The sequence below is a fragment of the Leifsonia sp. KNZ12-8B genome (genome assembly GCF_056755495.1).
In genome coordinates this window covers 26,245-48,480 of the sequence record NZ_JBPGXM010000010.1, presented here as the reverse complement: position 1 = coordinate 48,480, position 22,236 = coordinate 26,245, and the positions used below count along the sequence as shown (strand labels likewise).

Annotated in this window: 23 protein-coding genes and 1 tRNA gene; 15 read left to right on the top strand and 9 right to left on the bottom strand. The window is 72.0% G+C overall.

Going from position 1 to position 22,236, the window contains the following annotated elements; all coding sequences use genetic code 11:
• The first annotated feature begins 8 nt into the window (after positions 1-8).
• A complete protein-coding gene (locus ACR9ZG_RS02980; protein ID WP_481283333.1) occupies positions 9-527 on the top strand; it encodes an isochorismatase family protein in 519 nt (172 codons plus the stop codon).
• A 94-nt stretch (positions 528-621) separates the two neighbouring features.
• Here ACR9ZG_RS02980 and ACR9ZG_RS02975 read toward each other — a convergent pair.
• A tRNA-Met gene (locus tag ACR9ZG_RS02975) sits at positions 622-698 on the bottom strand.
• Between the two features lie 116 nt (positions 699-814).
• On the opposite strand from ACR9ZG_RS02975, the gene ACR9ZG_RS02970 reads away from it, so the two are divergent.
• The 7 genes from ACR9ZG_RS02970 (at position 815) to ACR9ZG_RS02940 (ending at position 6,901) form a co-directional block, all read left to right on the top strand.
• Positions 815-1,879 carry a PIG-L deacetylase family protein gene (locus ACR9ZG_RS02970; protein WP_481283332.1) on the top strand — a complete coding sequence of 355 codons (1,065 nt, stop codon included), beginning with the start codon at positions 815-817 and terminating at the stop codon, positions 1,877-1,879.
• Positions 1,880-1,992: 113 nt separating this feature from the next.
• Positions 1,993-2,943, top strand: coding sequence for an ATP-grasp domain-containing protein (locus tag ACR9ZG_RS02965; protein WP_481283339.1), 951 nt, complete (start codon positions 1,993-1,995; stop codon positions 2,941-2,943).
• Positions 2,940-3,695: a PHP domain-containing protein gene (locus ACR9ZG_RS02960; protein ID WP_481283331.1), complete on the top strand. Its 756-nt coding sequence runs from the start codon at positions 2,940-2,942 to the stop codon at positions 3,693-3,695. The genes ACR9ZG_RS02965 and ACR9ZG_RS02960 overlap by 4 nt, the downstream gene beginning before the upstream one ends.
• A complete protein-coding gene (locus ACR9ZG_RS02955) occupies positions 3,692-3,847 on the top strand; it encodes a hypothetical protein (RefSeq protein WP_481283330.1) in 156 nt (51 codons plus the stop codon). Before ACR9ZG_RS02960 ends, ACR9ZG_RS02955 begins: the two co-directional genes overlap by 4 nt.
• A complete protein-coding gene (locus tag ACR9ZG_RS02950; RefSeq protein WP_481283329.1) occupies positions 3,844-4,263 on the top strand; it encodes a response regulator transcription factor in 420 nt (139 codons plus the stop codon). Before ACR9ZG_RS02955 ends, ACR9ZG_RS02950 begins: the two co-directional genes overlap by 4 nt.
• Positions 4,260-6,038, top strand: a complete 1,779-nt coding sequence (locus ACR9ZG_RS02945; RefSeq protein ID WP_481283328.1) for a sensor histidine kinase — start codon at positions 4,260-4,262, stop codon at positions 6,036-6,038. The genes ACR9ZG_RS02950 and ACR9ZG_RS02945 overlap by 4 nt, the downstream gene beginning before the upstream one ends.
• A complete protein-coding gene (locus ACR9ZG_RS02940; protein ID WP_481283327.1) occupies positions 6,035-6,901 on the top strand; it encodes a carbon-nitrogen hydrolase family protein in 867 nt (288 codons plus the stop codon). The genes ACR9ZG_RS02945 and ACR9ZG_RS02940 overlap by 4 nt, the downstream gene beginning before the upstream one ends.
• Here ACR9ZG_RS02940 and ACR9ZG_RS02935 read toward each other — a convergent pair.
• A complete protein-coding gene (locus ACR9ZG_RS02935) occupies positions 6,859-8,127 on the bottom strand; it encodes a pyridoxal phosphate-dependent aminotransferase (RefSeq protein WP_481283326.1) in 1,269 nt (422 codons plus the stop codon). The genes ACR9ZG_RS02940 and ACR9ZG_RS02935 overlap by 43 nt on opposite strands.
• 164 nt (positions 8,128-8,291) lie before the next feature.
• Between ACR9ZG_RS02935 and ACR9ZG_RS02930 the strand changes: the two genes are divergently transcribed.
• The 4 genes from ACR9ZG_RS02930 to ACR9ZG_RS02915 all read left to right on the top strand — a co-directional run bounded on the left by ACR9ZG_RS02930 (position 8,292) and on the right by ACR9ZG_RS02915 (position 12,983).
• Complete coding sequence (locus ACR9ZG_RS02930) at positions 8,292-10,082, top strand: S1C family serine protease (protein WP_481283325.1); 1,791 nt, start codon at positions 8,292-8,294, stop codon at positions 10,080-10,082.
• Positions 10,083-10,205: 123 nt separating this feature from the next.
• A complete protein-coding gene (locus tag ACR9ZG_RS02925) occupies positions 10,206-11,249 on the top strand; it encodes a glycosyltransferase family 2 protein (protein ID WP_481283324.1) in 1,044 nt (347 codons plus the stop codon).
• Positions 11,250-11,251: 2 nt separating this feature from the next.
• Positions 11,252-12,070: a CDP-alcohol phosphatidyltransferase family protein gene (locus ACR9ZG_RS02920; protein WP_481283323.1), complete on the top strand. Its 819-nt coding sequence runs from the start codon at positions 11,252-11,254 to the stop codon at positions 12,068-12,070.
• Positions 12,063-12,983, top strand: a complete 921-nt coding sequence (locus ACR9ZG_RS02915; RefSeq protein ID WP_481283322.1) for a glycosyltransferase family 2 protein — start codon at positions 12,063-12,065, stop codon at positions 12,981-12,983. Before ACR9ZG_RS02920 ends, ACR9ZG_RS02915 begins: the two co-directional genes overlap by 8 nt.
• 63 nt (positions 12,984-13,046) lie before the next feature.
• Here ACR9ZG_RS02915 and ACR9ZG_RS02910 read toward each other — a convergent pair whose 3' ends face one another.
• The 6 genes from ACR9ZG_RS02910 to ACR9ZG_RS02885 all read right to left on the bottom strand — a co-directional run bounded on the left by ACR9ZG_RS02910 (position 13,047) and on the right by ACR9ZG_RS02885 (position 17,429).
• Positions 13,047-14,096 carry a hypothetical protein gene (locus ACR9ZG_RS02910; protein WP_481283321.1) on the bottom strand — a complete coding sequence of 350 codons (1,050 nt, stop codon included), beginning with the start codon at positions 14,094-14,096 and terminating at the stop codon, positions 13,047-13,049.
• A 91-nt stretch (positions 14,097-14,187) separates the two neighbouring features.
• Positions 14,188-14,493 carry a helix-turn-helix domain-containing protein gene (locus ACR9ZG_RS02905; protein WP_481283320.1) on the bottom strand — a complete coding sequence of 102 codons (306 nt, stop codon included), beginning with the start codon at positions 14,491-14,493 and terminating at the stop codon, positions 14,188-14,190.
• Positions 14,494-14,598: 105 nt separating this feature from the next.
• Positions 14,599-14,916 carry a hypothetical protein gene (locus ACR9ZG_RS02900; RefSeq protein WP_481283319.1) on the bottom strand — a complete coding sequence of 106 codons (318 nt, stop codon included), beginning with the start codon at positions 14,914-14,916 and terminating at the stop codon, positions 14,599-14,601.
• 149 nt (positions 14,917-15,065) lie between these two features.
• Positions 15,066-15,800, bottom strand: coding sequence for an ABC transporter ATP-binding protein (locus tag ACR9ZG_RS02895; protein WP_481283318.1), 735 nt, complete (start codon positions 15,798-15,800; stop codon positions 15,066-15,068).
• Entirely contained in the window at positions 15,801-16,685 is an 885-nt protein-coding gene (locus tag ACR9ZG_RS02890) for an ABC transporter permease (RefSeq protein WP_481283317.1), read from the bottom strand.
• Positions 16,686-16,736: 51 nt separating this feature from the next.
• On the bottom strand, positions 16,737-17,429 hold the full coding sequence (locus ACR9ZG_RS02885; protein WP_481283316.1) for a phosphocholine cytidylyltransferase family protein: 693 nt from the start codon (positions 17,427-17,429) through the stop codon (positions 16,737-16,739).
• Positions 17,430-17,836: 407 nt separating this feature from the next.
• Between ACR9ZG_RS02885 and ACR9ZG_RS02880 the strand changes: the two genes are divergently transcribed.
• Genes ACR9ZG_RS02880 through ACR9ZG_RS02870 form a run of 3 tightly spaced genes read left to right on the top strand, consistent with a single transcriptional unit; the run spans position 17,837 to position 20,872 of the window.
• Entirely contained in the window at positions 17,837-18,991 is a 1,155-nt protein-coding gene (locus ACR9ZG_RS02880; protein WP_481283315.1) for an ABC transporter ATP-binding protein, read from the top strand.
• The gene (locus ACR9ZG_RS02875) at positions 18,967-20,544 is read left to right on the top strand and encodes a hypothetical protein (RefSeq protein ID WP_481283314.1); all 1,578 of its coding nucleotides are present in this window, start codon (positions 18,967-18,969) and stop codon (positions 20,542-20,544) included. The genes ACR9ZG_RS02880 and ACR9ZG_RS02875 overlap by 25 nt, the downstream gene beginning before the upstream one ends.
• 49 nt (positions 20,545-20,593) lie before the next feature.
• The gene (locus ACR9ZG_RS02870; RefSeq protein ID WP_481283313.1) at positions 20,594-20,872 is read left to right on the top strand and encodes a DUF3039 domain-containing protein; all 279 of its coding nucleotides are present in this window, start codon (positions 20,594-20,596) and stop codon (positions 20,870-20,872) included.
• A 28-nt stretch (positions 20,873-20,900) separates the two neighbouring features.
• On the opposite strand, the gene ACR9ZG_RS02865 is transcribed toward ACR9ZG_RS02870, so the two are convergent.
• Positions 20,901-22,211 (bottom strand): nicotinate phosphoribosyltransferase, encoded by a 1,311-nt coding sequence (locus ACR9ZG_RS02865; RefSeq protein WP_481283312.1) that lies wholly within the window; start codon positions 22,209-22,211, stop codon positions 20,901-20,903.
• Positions 22,212-22,236: the final 25 nt, after the last annotated feature.

The following is a 22,236-nucleotide window of genomic DNA, read 5'->3' as shown; positions in this document are numbered from 1 at the left end:
TGAGCCGCATGGCTTACGGACTGCTGCTCATGGACGTGCAGCGGAACATGCTGGAGGGCGACACCGCGGTGCCGGACGCCTCCCGGCTGCGCGGCGTGCTGAAGGGCCTGCTGGAGTCGGCGCGCGCGGCGGGTGCTGCGGTGGTGCACGTGAAGAACGACGGCGGCCCCGGGGACCCCGACGAGCCGGGGACGCCCGGGTGGGAGCTGGCCTTCGCCCGCCGGTCGGGCGAGTTCGTGGTCCGCAAGGACGTCCCGAACGCCTTCGAGTCGAACCCCGCCCTGGCGGATGTGCTGCACGCGATGGGCGTCGACACCCTGGTGGTCGCGGGGATGCAGAGCGAGTTGTGCGTCCAGGCGACGGCGGTCGGCGCCCGGGAGCGCGGCTTCGCGGTGCTGGTGCCCGCCGGTGCGCACGGCACCTTCGACGGGGAGGAGCCGGCGGCACAGGTGGCGGAGCGGGTCGACCTGGAGCTCGCGGCGGCCGGCATCGAGGTGCCGGAGGTGGCGGAGGTGCGGTTCGCCTGACGCTCGACAGCAGACAAAAAGGCGCAGCGGAAAAAAAGGCGCAGCACACAAAAAGGCCCGGACCGGGGATTTCTCCCTGGTCCGGGCCTTCTCTTGGTTGCGGGGGCAGGATTTGAACCTACGACCTCTGGGTTATGAGCCCAGCGAGCTACCGAGCTGCTCCACCCCGCGGCACATCAATTACCCTAACACGCTCCAGGAGCGGCGCGAAATCGAACACCGGCCCGGGCGCGTCCGGAGCGGTAGACCGTTCGTCCCACTAAAGTCGGAGGAAAACGTAGGGGAGCGTGGCGATGGTCGCTCAGAAGTACCGCGTATGCGTGATCGAGGATGATCCCGACGTCGCGTTCTTCATGAAGACGGTGCTCGAGAAGAAGGCCGATGCGATCGTCATCGCCCTCACGGATCCGTCGAAGGCACTGGCGGCGATCGCCGACTTCGAGCCGGACATCGTGGTGACCGACATCGAGATGCCGGGCATCAGCGGGCTCGACCTGCTCAAGGAGCTGCGCGCCCAGTATCCGGGGATGCCGGTCGTGGTGATGACCGCGCACGTCTCGGTCGATTACGCGGTGTCCGCCCTGCGCGCGCAGGCCGACGAGTTCCTCACCAAGCCGATCGCCTCCGCCGAGCTGGTGTCGATCGTGCAGCGGCTCGCGGAGGCGGGGCGCACCAAGCGGTCGGCCTCCCGGCAGCAGGTGGTGCTGGCCATCGGCGCGCACCCGGACGACGTCGAGATCGGCGTCGGCGGCATCCTCGCCGCGCACCGCGACGCCGGCAACCAGGTCGTCATCCTCACCATGTCGCGGGGTGCGCGCGGCGGCGACGCCGACGACCGGCAGCACGAGTCGCTGGCGGCGGCGGAGCTGCTCGGCGCGCGCCTCTTCCTGGAGGACCTGGCGGACACGCAGATCTCCGCCGCCGACCCGACCGTCGGCATCATCGAGCGGGTCGTTCGGGAGGTGCAGCCGGACATCGTCTACACGCACTCGTCGCACGACCGGCACCAGGACCACCGGGCCGTGCATGCCGCGACGAGCGTCGCGACCCGCAACGTCCGCACGGTCTGCTGCTACCAGAGCCCGTCGGCCACGATCGACTACCGTCCGACCCGGTTCGTGCCGATCGACGGCTACACGGACGCCAAGCTCGCGCTCATCGACTGCTTCCGCTCGCAGACCGAGCTGCGCGGCTACCTCGAGCCCGACTTCGTGCTCGCCACCGCGCGCTACTGGTCGCGGTTCGGCGGCGGCCACAGCTGCGAGCCGCTGGAGGTGCTGCGCGACACCGCGGACATCTCGGTGCCCGCCTCCACCCTCTCCGCCGACGTCCGAACCAGGAGGACCACGTGACCGCATCGACCCCCGCCCCGGACGGCCCCTCGGCGAAGGACGGGCCCTCGGCGCACGAGGGCGCCGTCACGCGCGTCCTCGTCACGGGCGCGGGCGGCCCGGCCGGCGTCGCGGTGATCCGCTCGCTGCTGGCCCGCGACGACGTGGAGGTGCTCGCGGCCGACATGGACGGCTGGGCGAGCGGGCTGTACCTCGTGCCCGAGGACGGCCGCCGTCTGGTACCGCCCGGCCGCTCGCCGGAGTTCGTCGACGAGCTGATCCGGATGTGCCGCGACGACCGCGTCGACGTGCTGTTCTCGACCGTCGACGTCGAGCTGCCCGGCCTGGCCGCCCGTCGGGACGAGCTGGCGGCGGTGGGCACCGCGCTCGCCGCGCCGAGCCACGAGACGCTCGTGACGTGCCTCGACAAGTTCGCGCTGGCCGAGCGGGTGGAGGGCCACGCCCGCGTGCCGGCCACCCGCCTCCTGAACCGCGAGGGCGTCGCAGAGGACTGGACGTTCCCGGTCATCATCAAGCCGCGCAGCGGGGCCGGTTCCCGCGGCGTCCGGCTGATCGCGGACCGGGCCGCCCTTGAGGCGCTCGGCACGGACGAGAGCATCATCATCCAGGAGAACCTGCCGGGCGACGAGTTCTCGGTCGACGTGCTCGCCGGGCTCGGCGGCGAGGTCATCGCCGCGGTCCCTCGCTCGCGGGAGCGGGTCGACTCCGGCGTCTCGATCGCCGGGCGGACAGTGCGGCGCGACGAGCTCTCCGACACCGCGTCGGCCGTCGCGCGTGCGATCGGGCTGACGGGTGTCGCGAACGTGCAGCTGCGGTACAGCGCGGACGGCGTACCGGCCCTGCTGGAGGTCAATCCGCGCTTCCCGGGCGCCATGCCGCTGACGATCGCGTCGGGTGTCGACATGCCCTCCCTCCTGCTCGATCTCGTCCTGGGCCGGCCGGTGCCGTCCTCGGTCGACTTCCGGGAGCTGGCGAACGTGCGCTACCTGGAGGACGTGTTCGTGGCGCCCGAGCATGTGCTGGTCTCGGAGCACGCCGGTCACAGCGAGGACGCGGCCGAATGACGGAGCGCGAGCTGCTGCGCGGCGACTTCCACGTCCACTCCACGTTCTCCGACGACGCCCGCAGCACGCTCGCCGAGAACATCGCGGCCGCGCATGCGGCCGGCCTCGACCGCGTCCGGCTGACCGACCACGTTCGCGCGAGCACCACCTGGGTGCCCGAGTTCGTGGCGGCGGTCGCGGGGGAGGCGGTTCCGGACGGGCTCACCGTGCTCACGGGCGTGGAGGCCAAGCTGCTCGATGCGTCCGGCGCGGTGGACACGCCCTCCGGCCTGGTGGTCGGGCTCGGTGGGGTCGACGCCGTCGTGATCGGCGACCACCAGTTCCCCGGGACGGACGGTCCGTGGTCACCGGAGGCGACCCGCGAGCGCCTCGCGAACGGCCTCGGCGCCGACGACGCCCTCGACCTCCTCGTGACCGCGACCATCCGGGCGATGGAGCGCACCCCGCACGCGCAGCTCGCGCACTGGTTCTCGATCCTGCCGAAGGTCGGGCTGGCCGAGGAGCAGCTGGGCGCCGACCGCCTCGCGGCCTGGGCGGCCGCCGCCGCGGCGACGGGGACCGTCGTCGAGGTGAACGAGAAGTGGGGCTGCCCCGGCCCGGCGGCCGTCGCCGCCCTGCTGACGGCGGGCGCGCGTATCGTTGCGTCCACCGACAGCCACGTCGCCACCGACGTCGGCCGCTACGACCGGGTCGTGGCGGTGCTCGACGCGGCGGAGGCCATGACCGCGACCGCCCGGGAGGGAGAAGCATGAGTCCCGTCGACCTGAGCGACGAGCAGCGGAGGACGATCCAGGCCGAGCTCGACGCCGACCGCCGCTGGGAGAAGCGCCTGCCAGGCTACGCGGTGATCGCCCTCGCCGTGCTGGCCGTGATCGTCGTCGTGCGCGTGGTGTTCCAGCTGTGAGCGAGACGGTCCTGGCGGTCGGCGGACCGGGCGCCGCCGTCCGCAAGCGCGTCGTCATCGCGGACGACGACGACGACATCCGCGGCCTCATGGTCATCGCGGCGGGCCGGGCCGGGGTCGAGGTGGTGGCCGCGGTCGACAACGGGCGCGACGCGCTCGACGCCGTCCGGCGCGGCGGCGTCGACCTCGCCGTGCTCGACATCTCCATGCCGGGCCTCAACGGCGTGGAGGTCGCGACGGCGATCCGCGAGGAGGCGGCCGGAACGCTGATCCTCATGGTGTCCGCGTCCGTCCAGCTGCTGACCGACCACGGCGTCGTCGCCGATCGGTCCGACAGCTTCATCGTCAAACCGTTCAGTCCGCGGCTGCTGTCGGCGCGGATGCGCGAGATGCTCGAACTGGGAGAGCCCGCATGACCCTCGACCGCTGGCTGAGCCGCCTGCCGATCGACACCCCGTCGCCGCTGATGAAGCAGATCCCGACGGTGATCGGGTTCGCGATCGCGCTCGGGCTGACCTTCGTCCCCGGGGTGGTGCGCATCAGTCTCCCCGGCTACATCGCGGCCGCGGCCGTCGTGGTGGTCGTCGCCACCATCGCCGCCATCGTGGTGCCGTGGGACCGCCTCCACCAGGGCTGGGTGATCGTCGTCCCGGTCGTCTCGCTGCTCGGCATCGGGCTGCTGCGGCTGGGGACCGGCGGGTCCGCCTCGCCGTTCGTTGTGCTGACCCTGATCCCGTTCGTCATCATCGCCAGCGAGGAGGGGCGGCGCAACATCGCCATCGCCGGGCTCACCACGCTCGTGGTGCTGTTCGCGCCCCTGTTCGTCGACGACTCGCCGAACACGGCGGGCGACGTGGTGCGGGCGCTGTTCTCGCCGCTGATCTACCTGATCGTCGCGATGGTGGTCAACGAGCTGGCGCACCGGACGCGCACCCAGCTCGCGGCCGCCTCCGCCGCCGCCGAGCAGCGCCAGGAGCTGCTGCAGCAGGCGGTCAAGGCCCAGGACGAGCTCGTGCTCAACGAGGCCAGGCTCAAGACCGCGAACCGCCTGATCAGCAGCATCTGGAACGCGGTCACCGAGCAGTCCGTGATCGGCACGGACCTCGACGGCGTCATCGACGTGTGGAACCCCGGCTCCGAGAAGATGCTCGGACTCACGGAGCAGCAGGTGCTCGACGCGCACCGCAGCATCACCGACTTCTACCTCCCCTCCGAGCTGGAGGAGCGCCTCCGCGACATGGATGCGCGCTTCACCACGGTGTCCAGCGCCGACGAGTTCTCGGCGCTCGTCGACACCGTGCGCGCGGGGTCCGCGGACGTGCGCGACTGGACGTACGTGCGGGCCGACGGCAAGCAGGTGCCGGTGCAGGTCGCGGCGACGCCGCGTCTCGACGAGAACGGGCACCGGATCGGGTTCATCTTCGTCGCCACCGACATGACGCAGGCCCGCGAGTTCGCGCGGCTCAAGGACGAGTTCGTCGGCCTGATCTCGCACGAGCTGCGCACCCCGCTCAGCTCGATCCTCGGCTACCTCGAGCTGATGCGCGACGACGAGGATTCGCCGCTGTCGGAGGAGCACCTGCAGTACCTCGGGGTGGCCGAGCGCAACGCGCACCGGCTGCTGCGGCTGGTCGGCGACCTGCTCTTCACGGCGCAGGTGGAGTCGGGCCGGTTCCCCATCGAGATCCGCGACGTCGAGCTGCGGAGCGTCGTCATCGCCTCGGTCGAGACCTCCACCCCGGTCGCGGCGACCGCGGGCGTGACGCTGCGCTGCGAGGTGCCGGACGAGCCCGTCGAGCTGCGCGGCGACGCCCTGCGCGTCGGCCAGGCCATCGACAACCTGGTCTCGAACGCGGTGAAGTTCACGCCGTCGGGCGGCACGGTGACCGTGTCGCTGCGGCGCGAGGGCGAGGAGGCCGTCGTCGCGGTCACCGACACCGGCATCGGCATCCCCGCGGTCGAGCTGAGCCGCCTCTCGCAGCGCTTCTTCCGCGCCTCCACCGCCACCCGCAACGCCGTCCCGGGCGTCGGACTGGGCCTCACGATCACCAAGGCGATCGTCACGGCGCACGGCGGCCGGCTCGAGATCGCCAGCGAGGAGGGGGTCGGCACGTCGATCAGCCTCCACCTGCCGGTCAGCACTCCGCAGGAGGTCGCCGAGGCGCTGCCAGGAGCGGGGGCGACGTCGTGAGAGCGGGGCGGGACGACGCGCGCGACCTCGCGCCGGCGAGCCCGGCCGTCGGGGTGGCCGTCGCGCAGTTCGCGCCGGGGGAGGACCGCGTCCACAACCGCGACGTCGTCGCGGGGCTGATCGCCGTCGCGGCCGGCCGCGGGGCCCGGCTCGTGGTGCTGCCCGAGTACTCGTCGTACTTCTCCGACCCGCTCGGCCCGTCGTTCGCCCGCAACGCCGAGCCGGTCGACGGGGAGTTCGTGGACGCCATCGCCCGGGCTGCCCGCGAGCACGGCGTCACCGTCGTGGCCGGGCTGGTCGAGCGGACGGAGGAGCGGCACCGCTTCGCGAACACCCTGGTCGCCGTCGACCCGGCCGGCGACGTGGTCGCGACCTACCGCAAGCAGCACCTGTACGACGCCTTCGGCTCCCGGGAGTCGGAGTGGGTCGTCCCCGGCGAGCTGAGCGAGCCGCAGGTGTTCGAGGTGGACGGCCTCCGCGTCGGCATGCAGACCTGCTACGACCTCCGCTTCCCGGAGGTCAGCCGCCGCCTCGCCGACGCCGGCGCCGAGCTGGTCGCCGTGCCCGCCGAGTGGGTGCGCGGCCCGCTCAAGGAGCACCACTGGACAACGCTGCTCGCCGCGCGCGCCATCGAGAACACGGTGTACGTCGCCGCGGCCGACCAGGTGCCTTCTCCCGCGATCGGGCTGAGCGCGATCGTGGACCCGATGGGCGTCACGCTCGCCGCCCTGGGCGAGACGCCCGGCATCGCCGTCGCGGAGGTGTCGCGCGACCGCGTCCGGGAGGTGCGCGAGCGCAATCCCGCGCTGAGCCTCCGGCGCTACCGCGTCGAGCCGCTGGACGGCTCCGCCGCCCCGGACTGAGCGCCCAGGCCGGCGAGCTGCGACGCGGCCCGCTCCAGCACCTCCACCCGCTTGCAGAACGCGAAGCGGACCAGGGAGGACCTGCGCCGCGCGTACTCCGGCGTGCAGAAGGCGCTCAGCGGCACCGCCACCACGCCCGCCAGCTCGGGCAGCCGCCGGCAGAACGCGACGGCGTCGTCGAAGCCGAGCGGAGCCGCGTCCGCGACGACGAAGTAGGTGCCGTCGGAGCGGTGCACGCCGAAACCGGCCGCCCGCAGCCCGGCAGAGAGCACGTCCCGCTTGTGCGCGAGGTCGGCGGCGATGCCGCGGAAGTGTTCGTCGGGGAGGCCGAGGCCGGCGGCGATGGCGGGCTGGAAGGGGGCAGCGTTGACGTAGGTCAGGAACTGCTTCACCGCGAGGATCGCCGTCACAAGTGCCGGGGGAGCGGTGAGCCAGCCGACCTTCCACCCGGTGGTGTTGAAGGTCTTGCCGCCGGAGGAGATCGTGACGGTCCGGTCGCGGGCGCCGGGAAGGGTGGCGATCGGGATGTGCTCGACGCCGAAGGTGAGGTGCTCGTACACCTCGTCCGTGACCACGATCGCGTCGTGCCGGTCGGCCAGCTCGACCACGAGCTGCAGGGTCTCCCGGTCGAGCACCGCGCCCGTGGGGTTGTGCGGGGTGTTGACGAGGATGACGCGCGTGCGGTCCGAGACGGCCGCGCGCAGCCGGTCGGGGTCGGGGCGGAACAGCGGAGGCTCCAGCGGCACGGTCACGTGCGTTCCGCCCGCGAGCGCGATGACGGCTCCGTACTCGTCGTAGAACGGCTCGAAGGTGACGACCTCGTCGCCCGGTTCGAGGAGCGCGAGGAGGGTCGCGGCGATCGCCTCCGTGGCGCCCGCGGTGATCAGCACCTCGCGGTCGGGGTCGACGTCGAGCCCGTAGAAGCGGCGCTGGTGCTCGGCGACCGCCTCCCGCAGGACGGGCACGCCCATTCCGGGCGGGTACTGGTTGGCGCCGGAGCGGATGGCATCGACCGCCGCGTCGAGGACGATGGCGGGACCATCCTCGTCGGGGAAGCCCTGGCCGAGGTTGATGGCGCCGGTGCGGGTCGCGAGGGCGCTCATCTCGGCGAAGATGGTCGGCCGCACGGTGCCGTCCGCGCCGAGCAGCCCTGCGCCGCCGGCGGCACGTCGCCATGATCCGGGAACGGGTGCTGCTCCGGGAACGGGTGATCCAGGGACCGTCATGTCGCTCCTTCCGTCGCCTTCCTCCAACCTAGAGCCTGCGGCACGGCGGAGGCCTGGGATACCTTGAGCAGAGTCATCGACATGCTGTAGGTCGCCCACAGGATCGACAAATAGAACGCCCAGGTTCGGACCCCAAGCTGTGAGTGCTTGGAAGGAGCAACACCATGACCGACACCCCGAACACCCCGGAGCCCGCGAAGGCCCAGGCCGACACCGACTCGGTCGTGGACGCCGGCGCTGCCCGCTCCGCCGACAGCACGCCGGCCGAGCAGCCGGCCCAGGCGACCGGGAACACCGCCGCCACCGAGACTTCCGCCGAGGGCACCGCAGCCCCCGCCGAGGCGCACCCGGCGACCTGGACGGCACCGACCGCCGCCCAGCCCGTCGCCCCCGAGACTCCGGCGGCGCAGACGCCGGCGGCGCAGACCCCGGCGGCGCAGACTCCGGCGGCGCAGACTCCGGCGCAGACCGGCCCGACCCAGCCGTACGGCCAGCACCCCTACCAGCCGCAGCAGCCGCAGCAGCCGTACGGCCAGCCCTACGGACAGCACGGCTACGGCCAGCAGCACGCGGCCTCCCAGCCGACCGCGCAGCAGCCGACCGCGCAGCAGCCGAACTACGGCCAGGGCTCCTTCGGCCAGCCGTCGAACGCCTACGCGCAGGGCCACTACGGCCAGCAGCCGTACGCCTCCGCCCCGGCCGCCGGCACCGCCACCACCGACCGCCCGGCCAAGAAGCGCAACAGCGGCCTCATCATCGCGACCCTCGCGATCGGCGCCCTCATCGGCGGCGTCGCCGGTGCCGGAGCGGGCGTCGGCATCTACTCCGCGACCAATGCGGGCTCGGCGACGATCAAGACGGTCTCCGGCCCGCAGAACATCACGGTCAACGACGCCAACGACGCCACCACCGTGACCGCCGTCGCCGCGAAGGCCTCGCCGAGCGTCGTCACGATCTCGGTCACCGCGTCGAGCGAGGGAGGCACCGGCTCGGGCGTCATCCTGACCTCCGATGGCTACGTGCTCACCAACACGCACGTCGTGACCCTCGACGGCCAGGCGGCCAACGTGAGCGTCAGCGTCACCGACAACGACGGCAAGATCTACAGCGCGAAGGTCGTCGGCACCGACCCCACGACCGACCTCGCCGTGATCAAGCTCGACGGCGCCTCCGGACTCACCCCGATCAACTGGGCCGACTCCAGCAAGCTGAACGTCGGCGACACGGCCGTCGCGATCGGCGCGCCGCTCGGCCTCTCCGGCACGGTCACCGACGGCATCGTCAGCGCGCTCAACCGCAGCATCAGCATCGCCTCGTCCGCGGCGCCGGAGTCCGGCGACAGCTCCGACGGCGGCGACAGCGGGCAGGGCGAGCAGGGGCCGTTCAGCTTCGACTTCCCCGGCCAGGGCGGGCAGTCCCAGCAGCAGTCCAGCTCGCAGGGCACGATCTCGCTGCCGGTCATCCAGACCGACGCGTCGATCAACCCCGGCAACTCCGGTGGCGCGCTGCTCAACAGCAAGGGCGAGCTGATCGGCATCAACGTCGCGATCGCGAGCGCGGGCGGCAGCAGCAGCTCCGGCGAGCAGTCGGGCAGCATCGGTGTCGGCTTCTCGATCCCGTCGAACCTCGCCAAGCGCGTCTCCGACGAGATCATCAAGGACGGCAAGGCCACCCACGGCCTGCTCGGCGCCTCGGTCGCCGACGCCAGCACCTCCACCGACGCCACCACGGTCGGCGCGCTGATCAAGGAGGTCACCTCGGGTGGCGCCGCGGCGGCGGCGGGCCTGAAGGCCGATGACGTGGTCGTCAACCTCAACGGGCTGCCGATCACCGACGCCACCGACCTCACCGCGCAGGTCCGCGCGCTCGCGGCCGGTGCCAAGGCCGAGGTCACCTACATCCGCGACGGCCAGACCAAGACCGCAACGGTCACCCTGGGTTCGCTCTCCGAGTGAGCCGGCCGGTTAGACGGAAGGCCGCTCCGCAGTCGCGGGGCGGCCTTTCCGCGTGCCGGGCCTCCCGGCGTCCGCGCACGCCCGGCTGGTAAGCTCGATCGACCCGAACAGCGATTGGATCAGATGCCGGACGACAGCGTGAACACCCTCCCCGGTGTCTCGTACGTGATGCCCGTGCTCAACGAGGTGACCCACGTCCGGGCGGCGGTGGACAGCCTCCTCGCCCAGGACTACACCGGTCCGTTCGAGGTCACGATCGCCCTCGGCCCGAGCATGGACGGCACGACCGAACTGGTCGCGGAGCTCGCCGCGGTCGACCAGCGCATCCGCGTCGTCGACAACGTCGTCGGATCGACGCCCGCCGGCCTCAACCTGGCGATCCGGGAGTCGCGTTACCCCGTCGTCATCCGCGTCGACGCGCACAGCGTGCTGCCGCCCGACTACGCGCGGATCGCGGTCGAGACCATCCTCGAGACCGGCGCGGACAACGTCGGCGGGCTCATGGACGCGCAGGGCACAACCCCCTTCGAGCGCGCCGTCGCGCGCGCCTACGGCAGCCGCATCGGCCTCGGCGGCACGAAACTGCACGTTGGCGGCGAGCCGGGGCCCGCCGAGACCGTCTACCTGGGCGTGTTCCGCCGCGACCGCCTCCTCGAGGTCGGCCTCTTCGACGAGGAGATCAAGCGCGGGCAGGACTGGGAGCTCAACCGCCGCCTGCGCTCCACCGGCGGCACCGTGTGGTTCACGCCGCGGCTCAAGGTCACCTACCGTCCGCGCCCCAACCTGTACCGGCTCGCCCGGCAGTTCTTCTCGACCGGCATCTGGCGCGGCGAGCTCGCGCGCCGCTTCCCCGCCGCCAACGGGCTGCGCTACTTCGCGCCGCCGGTCATGGTGCTCGGCGTCGTCGTCGGCACCCTGCTCGGCATCGCCGGCATCGTCCAGGCCGCGCTCGGCGCGACGCCGTGGCTGCTGTGGGGCTTCGCCATCCCGGCCTTCTACGTGCTCATCGTGCTGGTATCCGCCCTGCTGTGGGGTCGGCGCGACGGTTTTCGCTCGTTCTGCTGGTTTCTCGTAGTCTTGCCCTGCATCCACTTCTGCTGGGGGATCGGCTTCGTCCTCGGATATCTGTCGCTCACCCGCAACATCACGGCCCACACGGGAAGGTAGGCATGTCTGCACAGGGAACCGGCGCGCACGGCGCGCGGCCGGCCTCGATCGCCGAGCTCAGGGCCGTCGCCCAGCCGCCGGAGGTGCGCGGCCGCCGCAACGCCGAGCACTGGACGGCGTCGCTCTACCTGCGCCGGCTCTCGCCCTACCTGACGTGGTTCCTCCTCAAGACGTCGATCTCGGCCAACGGCGTCACCGGCCTGATGATCCTCACCGGATGGGCGACGGCGGCCAGCCTCCTCATCCCCGGCATCGGCGGAGCCGCCCTCGCGCTGGTGCTCGGCCAGCTGCAGATGCTCGTGGACTGCTGCGACGGCGAGGTCGCCCGCTGGCGGCGTACGTCGTCGCCGGCCGGGATCTTCCTCGACAACGTCGGCCACTACACGACCGAGACGCTCATCGCGATCGTCCTCGGCATCCGTGCGGCCGGGTATCCGTTCGCGACGCCGGAGGACTTCCTCTGGACGAACCTCGGCACGCTTCTCGCGCTCATCATCGTGCTGAACAAGGCGCTCAACGACATGGTGCGGGTCGCGCGCGCGAACGCGGGGCTGCCGAAGCTCGCCGACACGCAGTCCGAGTACGCGCCGACGCACGGGCTCGTCGCGACCCTGCGCCGCGCCGCGCGGTTCCTGCCGTTCCACCGGCTGTACCACTCGGTCGAGCTGACGATGCTGATCTTCGTGTTCGCGATCGTGGGGCTGTTCATCGGGCCGGTGCTCGCCGACCGCATCCTGCTCTCTGCGCTCGTGCCGCTGGCGCTGCTCGCGCTGGTGGGGCACTTCGTGACGATCATGGCCTCGCGGCGGGTCCGTGGCTGACACCGGCTCCGCACCCGAGCAGGAGGGCCTCTCGTCGGCTCCCCGGGTCGGGGTGGTGGTCCTGACGCAGGGCAGCCGCCCGGCGGAGCTGCGGCGCGGCCTGGAGTCCGTGCTCGCGCAGCGGGGCGTCAGCACCGACATCGTCGTGGTCGGCAACGGGTGGGACCCGGCGACCGCCGACCCGCCCCTCCCGAGCGGTGTCGGCGCCATCGCGCTGCCCGAGAACGTCGGGATCCCGGCCGGCCGCAACCGCGGCGTCCCCGCGGTGGGCGGCGAGTGGCTGTTCTTCCTCGACGACGACGCGGACATCCCGTCGCCGACCTTCCTCGCCGACGCTGTCGCAACGATCGTCGCCGACCCCGGCATCGGGATGCTGCAGCCGCGGCTCGTCGACCCGGCCGGGCGGCCGTCGCCGCGTCGCTGGATCCCGCGCATCCGCAAGGGCGACCCCGCCCGCTCCAGCAACGTCTTCTCGGTGCTGGAGGCCGCGGTGCTGCTTCCGCGTGTCGTGTTCGAGCGCGCCGGAGGCTGGGCGGACCCGTTCTTCTACGCGCACGAGGGCATCGACCTCGCCTGGCGGGTGTGGGACCAGGACAAGCGCGTCTGGTACGCGGGCGACCTGCAGGCCGAGCACCCGGCGGTGTCGCCGACGCGGCACTCGTACTACTACCGGCTCAACGCCCGCAACCGGGTCTGGCTGGCGCGCCGCAACCTCCCCGCGCCGCTGATCCCGCTCTACGTCGGGTCATGGACGGGGATCCAGCTGCTGCGCTGGTTCCGCAAGCCGGCGGTGCTGCGCGCCTGGTTCGGAGGCTGGCGCGAGGGCTGGCGCACCGACCCGGGCGAGCGCCGCCCGCTCCGCTGGAAGACCGTGTGGCGGATGACGCTGGCCGGACGCCCGCCGATCGTCTGAGGTCGCGGGGCACGCTGCCCAGTCGGTTCAGTCGGTTCAGTCGGTTCAGTCGGCTCAGGCGACTCAGGCGGACCGTGCCTCTCCCGGATCCTTCTCCCCGGGCTCGCTGGCCGCGGGCTTCGTGTCCGCCGCGCCGCCCTTCACGTCGCCGGCAGCAGGCGGCAGCGGGATCGCGCCGTGGGCGCCGGCACCGACGCCCTGGCCGACCTCCCCGCCCTGGCCGACGCCCTGGCCGACCTCCTCGCCCTGCCCGACCTCCTCGGCGCCCTTGCGACCCCTCCGCACACGCGGCATGGCGCCGCGGATCACCCGGCCCGCGGCTAGCGCGCGACCGCCGGCGGCGGCGCCGAGCCGGTAGACCGGGTTCGGGCCCTCGGCCGGTTCGAGGACCGGCGGGACCCGCAGCGGGGCCGGTCCGAAGGCCAGGCGGGAGTTCTGCACGACGCGGCGGCCGACGATGTGGTTGCCCGTCCCGCCGATGACCGCTCCGACGCCGAAGGGCAGCGCCCGGCCGATGATCCCAGCACCGCCGCGCACGGCGAAGTGCCGGATGAAGCTGTTCTTCAGCCGATCCACCAGCGGTCCGACCAGCGCCGACGGGAGGCTGGAGGTCACCAGCTCGCCCCAGTACGCGCTGCGGGTGATCCCCGCCCCTCCGACCTGCCCGGCGAGCTGGCGCACGAGCTCCGAGCCCTCGCGGCCCAGCATCATCGTGAGGACCAGGGCGCGGGCGCGCTCGGGGTCGTCGACCGCGATGCCGTGCAACTCGCCGAGCGACTGCGCGTAGAGCGCCGTCGCCTCCAGGAAGCCCGCGGTCTCGAGCCCCGAGAGCGCCAGCGTGACGCCCGTCCCGATGGCCGGGATGACCGCGGTCGCGCCGACCGCCGCTCCTCCCGTGGTCACCGCGGCGAGATAGCGCCGCTCGAGGATGGCGGCGAGCTCGGGCCCCGTGGCATCGGGATGCCGTCGCCGGATGCTGCGGAGGTGCGCCAGCACCACCGGACGCTGGATGCCGAGGAAGCGGTCCAGTGCCGAGTTGAGGGCGCGCGGAGTCTCGCCGCCACGGGCGGGGCCGCCGGTGACGGAGACGATCGGTTGCTGCTTCTTGGCCATCCCTACCGAGTGTAGGTCGTGGCGCTCACAGCGCCAGGGGGTTGCGCCCGGCTCCGGAGGTGCCGCGCCGCCCTCAGGAGCGGCTCCGCGCTCAGGTGGTGCGCCGCCGGTCGCGTTCGCGGATGTACTCGGCCGCCGTCACCACCGTGAGCTGCGCAGGGAGGTGCTCGCCCTCGATCCCGCCGGTGAGGGCGGCGACGTCGCACCCCAGCACGGTCGCGATGCGCACGATGGTGACGAGGCTGGGGTTCGCGGTGCCGCGTTCGATCTTCCCGTAGTTGGTCACGTGCATCTGAGCGAGGGCGGCGACGGTCTCCTGACTGAGCGCGAGTCCGGTGCGCGCCAGCCGTACGCGGTCGCCGAAGACGCGCGCGGCGGGGGAGAGAGGCTCTGGCATGTGATATTTGTACGCAGTGACTCCGGTGCTGACCAGAGCGCTCCCGCCTGAGGTGCAGACACACCGGGCCTCCCGCGTCCGGGGCCGGACGCGGAAGGTCCGGAGCTAGAAGCTGACCGACCACAGGTACTCCCGGCCGTCCGGCGGGAACCACCGCACCACCAGGACGGTGTCGCGTGCGGGGTCGGCACCGGCGAGGCTCGCGCGCACGGCCTCGCCCGGCCGCACGACGGCGGGCGCGCTGACGCTCAGCCGCGACGATCCCGCGACGCTCACGGTCACGCCGCGCAGCGGTGCGCGACCGGTGTTGACGAGGCGGAAGTGGGGCGGTGTGCTGCGGTCGACGCGCCACGGGACCGGGTAGGCGAGACGGCGCGGACGCGGCGGGCGGGACGGCTGATGAAGGATCCGAAGGTGTTTCATGCCGCAGACGCTAGCCACCCCGTCCGACGCTCGAACCGTCAGATCGGGCGTTCAGGCCCCTTCTGGGGACAACTCACCCGGACTTTTTTCTGTTGACGGATCGGGGACATCACGAGAACCGTCTCCGACCTGCGGTTTCACCCGGCGGGTCAGCTCCCGTAGTCCGTGTTGTAGAGGTCGAGCACGTCGCCGATCGGCCCGTCCAGGACCAGCCGGCCCTTGTCCAGGTAGAGGCCGCGTTCGCAGAAGCGGCGCAGATCCTTCTCGTTGTGCGACACGAAGAACAGCGTGCGGCCGCCCGCGAGCAGCTCCTCGATGCGCCGGTAGCACTTCTCGCGGAACCCGCGGTCGCCGACCGCGAGCACCTCGTCGACGAGCAGCACGGGCTCCTCGAGCTGGGCGATCACCGAGAAGGCGATGCGGACCTTCATGCCGCTCGAGAGGTGCTTGTACGGCGTGTCCACGAAGTCGCCGATCTCGGCGAAGTCGATGATCTCGTCGAACCGGGCGTCGATCTGCGCGCGCGACATGCCGTGCAGGCCGGCGGTCAGGTAGACGTTGTCCCGCACGGTGAGGTCGTCGACGAAGCCTCCGGTGATCTCGATCAGCGGCGCGACGCCGTCGGTGACCCGCACGGTGCCCTCGTCGGGCAGCAGCACGCCCGCCACCAGCTTCAGGAGCGTCGACTTGCCCTGGCCGTTGCGGCCGACGACGCCGATCGCCTCGCCCGGCTGCACCTGGAAGGTCACGTTGCGCAGCGGCCAGAAGTCGTCGGGGCGCGTGCGGCGCTGGCGCGACGAGAACAGGTCCTTGAACGAGCGGCGCGCACCGCGGTTGCGGCGGAAGCGCACGCCGAGGCCGTCGACGGCGATGACGGGTCCCACTCAGATCTCCTTCAGCACATCGCGCTCGAAGCGCCGGAACACCAGCCAGCCGATCCCGAGGATGAGCACGGACATGGCCGCGCTCACGCCCACCAGGAACCAGTCCAGCTCCTCCGGGAAGAACGTCGCCCGGTAGAGGCTGAAGATGCCGGTGAGCGGATTGAAGGCCGACCAGAAGTGCAGCGAGAACAGCACGTCGGTCTGCGCGCCCGGGTGCGCGGCCAGGTAGGCGGCGCAGTCGCGCGCGGCGATGCCCGCGCCGCAGCCGCCGGGGAGGTCGCGCGCGCTGTAGATGATGGGGGAGGCGTAGAAGAGGAACCGCAGCACCAGCTTGACCGCCCGCTCCAGGTCGCGGAAGAAGACCACCAGCGGCGCCACGATCAGCCCGACGCCGACCGTGAGGACGGTCTGCAGCACGATCGCCAGCGGGAACAGCAGGATGTCGACGTTCACGGGCGCGCCGGTGATCACCGCGAAGAAGGCCAGCACCGGCAGGGAGAGCAGGAACTCGATGCCCTTCGATGCCACGATCCGGTTGACCCAGATGGTGCGCGGGATCATCGTCGAGCGGATCAGCTTCGCCTCACGGATGTAAGCGCGGGTGCTGTCCGAGACGGCGCCGTTGAACCACATCCAGGGCAGCAGGGCCGCCAGCAGGAAGACGATGTACGGGTTCTCGCCGACGTCGCGGCGGAACACGACCGTGAACACGAACCAGTAGATCGCGCTCATCACCAGCGGGTCGAGGATCGACCACACGTAGCCGAGGACGCTCGTGGAGTACCGCACCCGCAGGTCGCGCTTGGTCAGCAACCAGAGCGAATGCCGGTAGCGCGCGAAGCGCGTGCGCTGCGCAGGGCGCAGCTGCGCGGAAGTACTGGTCACGGGAACCCATCGTATTGATCGAAGCTGCGTGAGACGCTCACGCGGCTTCGACTATACGAAAAGATTGGCCCGCTCGAGGTCCTCCTGGAAGTCGACCTCCACCGCGTACAGGTCGGAGATGTCGACCGGCTCGACGAGCAGGCCGTCCTGCTCGATCGCGAGCTCGATGCCGCGCTCGAAGTAGTCCTGGTCGGCGACGCGCTGCAGCTGGCGCAGCAGGGCGGCCTTGTCCTTGCTCGAGATGTAGTTGATGCCGACGGCCTCGCCCAGACCGCCCTTGACGGTCTTGGAGAGCTCCTGGATGTAGCCCTCGGGGCCGGTCGTGTACTTGACCTCCTCGTCGGCGACCGACGAGGTGTTGACCGTGACGAAGGTCTGGTCGCGGGCGACCATCGCCGCGCCGCGGACGAGGACGGCCGGGTCGAAGACCACGTCGCCGTTCATCCAGAGCACGCCGCCCTGGCCGGACGCCTGGAGGGCGCGCATGAGGCTCTTGGAGGTGTTGGTCTGGTCGTACTGCTCGTTGTAGACGAACTGCGCGTCGGGGAAGGCCTCGATGATGTGCTCGAGCTTGTAGCCGACGACCAGGGTCACGGCGACGTCGTCGCCGAACGCGGCCTGGATGTTGTCGAACTGCTGCTGCATGATCGTGCGACCGTCGCTCAGCTCGGTCAGCGGCTTGGGGAGGGTCCGCCCGAGCCGGCTGCCCATGCCGGCGGCGAGGATCACTACCTGGGTCGTCACAATCTTCTCCTTGTCATCGCGCACGATGCGGCGGAGACGGCGGGTGGCCGTCGAAGCCGGAGCCGGATCGATTAACCCGGGGTTCATCCGCGCTTACGCGTATCGACACCTCTTCATGCCTGGGCCAGACTACCGGGCCCCCCGATCCGGGGGCAGGGGTTGACGGCGGTCGTTGCTGGGTCGTTATGTAGCTCCCAGGACTTTCGGAGGCGGCGGATCGGCTCCCGGGCGGCCGTGCGGAGGGTTCGCATCCAGCCGGGTATTGGTACGGTGTCGGGGTGAGTCCCGAGCGCGCGCGAGTACAGAACGGCGAGGCCGAACCGGCCCGTTCCGTCCCCGGCGAGCCCGGGGCCATCGAGAGCGCGCCCGGGCCGGGCGCCGCTTCGGGGGAGCGGACGGGGGACAGCATGGCCGAGGCCACGGGCGACGAGCAGAAGCCGCCGACGAAGGCACGCCCTGCCCCGAAGCGGGCGCCGCAGAAGACCGCGGCCGCCGCGACGCCGAGCAGCACGCGGACCCCGCGCACCAGGAGCACCACGGCGAAGCCGCGCACGCCGAAGGCGGCGACGCCGCGCGCCGGCGCGCCGAAGGCACCCGCCGCCGAGCAGGCCGGCACGGCGACCCCGGCAGAACCCACGACCGCGGCTCCGGAGGAGACGACCCCCGCTGCCCGTGCGGAGCCCGCCGCCGTCGTGACGACCGCGACGACAGCGACGACCGCGACGACCGCCGCTCCCGCTCCGGCGGCGACCGCGGTCCCCGTCCCGCAGGAGACGGCTCCGGCCGCGGCACCCGACACGCGCCCGACCGTGCTGTCGCTGCACGGCCTCCGCAAGCGCTACGGCGACACGCTCGCGGTGGACGACGTCTCGCTCGACATCAAGCAGGGCTCGTTCTACGGCATCGTCGGCCCCAACGGCGCCGGCAAGACCACGACGCTGTCCATCGCGACCGGGCTGCTCCGGCCGGACGAGGGCCGCGTCGTCGTCCACGGCGTCGACGCCTGGGCCGAGCCGGTCCGCGCGAAGCACGTGATCGGCGTCCTGCCCGACAAGCTGCGCCTGTTCGACCGCCTGACGGGGGCCCAGTTCCTCCACTACGCCGGCACGTTGCGCGGGCTCAACGCCAAGACCGTCCGCGCTCGCACCGCCGACCTCGCCGCGGCGTTCGGCATCGAGGACGCCCTGGAGCGCCTGGTCGCCGACTACTCCGCCGGCATGACGAAGAAGATCGCCCTCGCCGCCGCGATGATCCACTCGCCGCGGCTGCTCGTCCTCGACGAGCCGTTCGAGTCGGTCGACCCGGTCTCCGCGGCCAACGTGGTCGACATCCTGCAGCGCTACACCGCCGCCGGGGGGACCGTCGTCGTCTCCAGCCACGGCATGGACATGATCCAGCGGGTGTGCGACAGCGTCGCCATCATCGTCCGCGGCAAGGTGCTGGCGTCGGGGACCATCGACGAGGTGCGCGGAGAGCAGACGCTGGAGGAGCGGTTCGTCGAGCTCGCCGGCGGGCGCAAGGCTGCGGAGGGCATGGAGTGGTTGCACAGTTTCTCGGACTGAAGCTGCGGCTGCTGGGCAACGCCTTCCGGCGCAGCACCTGGCACGTGGTCGGGCTGGTCGCGGGGCTGCTGTACGGCGCCGTCATCACCGTCATCGTCGTGTCGTCGCTGTTCGCGGCACGGACCCTGCCCGACGTCGCCGCCGTCCACACCGTCCTCGTCGTGCTGGGCTCCATCGTGGTGGCCGGCTTCGTGCTGCTGCCGCTGCTGTTCGGGATCGACGACACGCTCGACCCGCGCCGCTTCGCGCTGTTCGGCATCCCGAGCGGGAGGCTCGCGCTCGGCCTGCTGCTGGCCGGCCTCCTCGGCGTTCCCGCCCTCGTGCTGGCCGTGTGCAGCGCGGCGACGGTCGTGACCTGGTCGCGCAGCCCCGGCGCCGCCCTGCTCGCGGTGCTCTGCACGGTGATCGTCGTGCTCACCTGCGTGCTGGCGTCGCGGGTCGTCGCGAGCATCGCCTCCACCCTCCTCGACACGCGCCGGTCGCGCGAGGCGGGGAGCGTCGTGGGGGTCGTCGTCGTGGTGCTGCTCGCACCGGTGCTCCTGCTCCTGCTCACGGTCGACTGGGGCCGCGACGGGCTGGGCGTGCTCGGCGGCTTCGCCGGCTGGCTGCAGTGGACGCCGCTCGGCGCCGCGTGGAGCGCTCCAGGGGCCGCGGCCGCCGGCGATGCCGGCGGTGCGGTGGTCCAGCTGCTCATCGCCGCCGTCACCCTCGGGCTGCTGTGGCTCGCATGGCGCGCGCTGGTGGACCGCGTGCTGGTCACCCCGGCCAGGGAGGCCAGGGCGCGCGACTACCACGGGCTCGGCTGGTTCGCCCGGCTGCGCGGCGGCCCGACCGCCGTCATCGCCGCCCGCTCGATGACCTACTGGGGCCGTGACCCGCGGTACTGGGTCTCGATGATCATGATCCCGGTCATCCCGGTGTTCGTCATCGTCGCACTCACCCTCGCCGGAATCCCCGCCCACTACGTCTGCCTCGTGCCGCTGCCGCTGGTCTGCCTGTTCCTCGGGTGGAGCATCCACAACGACCTCGCCTACGACAGCACCGCGATCTGGCTGCACCTGGTGTCGGGGACGCGCGGCATCGCCGACCGCGCCGGGAGGATGTTCCCCCCGGTCGTCATCGGCATCCCGGTGATCGCGATCGGCTCGATCATCACCACCGCGACCTTCGGCGACTGGGCCGTGCTGCCCGCGGTCGCCGCCCTGAGCGGTGCGGTGCTGGTCATCGGGCTCGGGCTCTCCAGCATCTCGTCCGCGCTCGTGCCGTACCCGGCGACGAAGCCGGGTGACAGCGCCTTCACCCAGCCGCAGACGTCCGGAGGCTCTGCCGCGCTCATCCAGACGCTCAGCTTCTTCGCGACGGTCCTGATCTCGTCTCCGGTGCTGGTGTTCCTGATCCTCGGCCTCACTGTCAGCCCGTTCTGGCTCGGCGTCGCGCCGGTCGCGGCCGTGCTGATCGGCTTCGGGACGCTGTTCGTCGGGCTGTGGGCGGGCGGCCGCGTCTTCGACCGCCGCGGTCCCGAGCTGATGGCGTTCGCCAACCGCAACGACTGATCGCCCCACCTCCCGACTCGCCGTGCGATCGCGCGTCTAGACTGGAGGCATGAACGACGCCAGCATCTCCGAGCCGGGAGGACTGCCCACCGGCGGCGGCTCGACGACGATGGAGCGCGAGCTCCAGGAGCTGACGCAGGACTTCGACCCCGGCGACCACGATCGCTTCTCGCACTATGTGAAGAAGGAGCAGATCCTCGAGTCCGCCGTCACCGGCAAGCCCGTGAAGGCGCTGTGCGGCAAGAAGTGGACGCCGGGGCGCGACCCCGAGAAGTTCCCCGTCTGCCCCGCCTGCAAGGAGATCTACGAGGCCCTGCGCGACGAGTAGCCGCGACCAGGAGCCGAGCGCGCGACGCTCACTCGAAGATCGTCGGCAGGACCGGGTCTCCGCGACCCAGCCGGAACGCCTCGTCCGGCAGCTCCCGCATCGCTGCCGCGCGGTGCTCGCGCGCCCGGTGCGTGCCCTCGACGCCGAGGTGCTCGCGGTGCACCTCGCCGTCCGTGATCAGCGGCACGAGGAGGTCGCGGCCGTTGTCGTCGGGGGTGTCGCCCTCCTCGATGATGTGCACCACCTCGGCCACGGCCTCCCCGGCCTGGTCGAGCCGGCGCACCGGATGCTTGCGGCCGCCGACGCTGGCCTTGCCGTCCGACTTCTTGGCGACGGGGATCCAGTCGCCCTCGCTGTCGCGCGGGCGGTGCGCGACGAGCTTGTAGACCATCCCGGAGGCGGGGGAGCCCGAACCGGTTACGACCGAGGTGCCGACGCCGTACGAGTCGACGGGCGAGGCGGCCAGGGCGGCGATCGTGAACTCGTCGAGGTCGTTCGTCACGGTGATCCGCGTCTTCGTGGCGCCCAGCGAGTCCAGCTGCTCGCGCACCTGGCGGACGAGCTTCGGGAGGTCGCCGGAGTCGAGGCGGATGGCGCCGAGCTCGGGCCCGGCGACCTTCACCGCCGTCTCGATGCCCTTCTCGATGTCGAAGGTGTCCACGAGGAGGGTCGTGCCGGGGCCGAGCGCGTCGACCTGGGCCCGGAAGGCGTCCTCCTCGCTGTCGTGCAGCAGGGTGAAGGCGTGCGCCGCGGTGCCCATCGTCGGCACGCCCCAGGTGCGGCCCGCCTCCAGGTTGGAGGTGGCGCTGAAGCCCGCGATGAACGCCGCCCTGGCCGCGGCCACGGCGCTGTGCTCGTTGGCCCGCCGCGAGCCCATCTCGGCGAGCGGCCGTCCGGCGGCGGCGCTCACCATGCGGGCGGCGGCGGAGGCGACGGCCGAGTCGTAGTTGAACACGCTGAGCAGCAGCGTCTCGAGGATGACCCCTTCGGCGAAGGGCGCGTCCACGATGAAGAACGGCGACCCCGGGAAGAAGAGCTCGCCCTCCCGGTATCCCCGGATGGTGCCGGAGAAGCGGTAGTCGGCGAGCCAGTCGATCGTCTCGTCGCGCACGACGTGGTTGTCGCGCAGCCAGGCGAGCTCCTCGTCGCCGAAGCGGAACTGCTCGATCAGCTCCAGCAGGCGGCCGGTCCCGGCGAGCACGCCGTAGCGGCGTCCGGCGGGGAGGCGGCGGGTGAACGCCTCGAACACGCATTCGCGGTCGTGCGTGCCCTTGAGCAGGGCGGCGTCGAGCATCGTGAGCTCGTAGCGGTCGGTCAACAGCGCGGAGGACTCGGTCACGGCTCCACCCTAGCCGCGCCCCGCC

Excerpts from the sequence above, each read along its gene's own strand:
- ACR9ZG_RS02980 (WP_481283333.1), top strand. The coding sequence starts at position 9 with ATGGCTTACGGACTGCTGCTCATGGACGTGCAGCGGAACATGCTGGAG.
- ACR9ZG_RS02960 (WP_481283331.1), top strand. The coding sequence starts at position 2,940 with ATGACGGAGCGCGAGCTGCTGCGCGGCGACTTCCACGTCCACTCCACG.
- ACR9ZG_RS02955 (WP_481283330.1), top strand. The coding sequence starts at position 3,692 with ATGAGTCCCGTCGACCTGAGCGACGAGCAGCGGAGGACGATCCAGGCC.
- ACR9ZG_RS02945 (WP_481283328.1), top strand. The coding sequence starts at position 4,260 with ATGACCCTCGACCGCTGGCTGAGCCGCCTGCCGATCGACACCCCGTCG.
- ACR9ZG_RS02935 (WP_481283326.1), bottom strand. The coding sequence starts at position 8,127 with ATGACGGTCCCTGGATCACCCGTTCCCGGAGCAGCACCCGTTCCCGGA.
- ACR9ZG_RS02930 (WP_481283325.1), top strand. The coding sequence starts at position 8,292 with ATGACCGACACCCCGAACACCCCGGAGCCCGCGAAGGCCCAGGCCGAC.
- ACR9ZG_RS02925 (WP_481283324.1), top strand. The coding sequence starts at position 10,206 with ATGCCGGACGACAGCGTGAACACCCTCCCCGGTGTCTCGTACGTGATG.
- ACR9ZG_RS02920 (WP_481283323.1), top strand. The coding sequence starts at position 11,252 with ATGTCTGCACAGGGAACCGGCGCGCACGGCGCGCGGCCGGCCTCGATC.
- ACR9ZG_RS02910 (WP_481283321.1), bottom strand. The coding sequence starts at position 14,096 with ATGGCCAAGAAGCAGCAACCGATCGTCTCCGTCACCGGCGGCCCCGCC.
- ACR9ZG_RS02905 (WP_481283320.1), bottom strand. The coding sequence starts at position 14,493 with ATGCCAGAGCCTCTCTCCCCCGCCGCGCGCGTCTTCGGCGACCGCGTA.
- ACR9ZG_RS02900 (WP_481283319.1), bottom strand. The coding sequence starts at position 14,916 with ATGAAACACCTTCGGATCCTTCATCAGCCGTCCCGCCCGCCGCGTCCG.
- ACR9ZG_RS02880 (WP_481283315.1), top strand. The coding sequence starts at position 17,837 with ATGGCCGAGGCCACGGGCGACGAGCAGAAGCCGCCGACGAAGGCACGC.
- ACR9ZG_RS02870 (WP_481283313.1), top strand. The coding sequence starts at position 20,594 with ATGAACGACGCCAGCATCTCCGAGCCGGGAGGACTGCCCACCGGCGGC.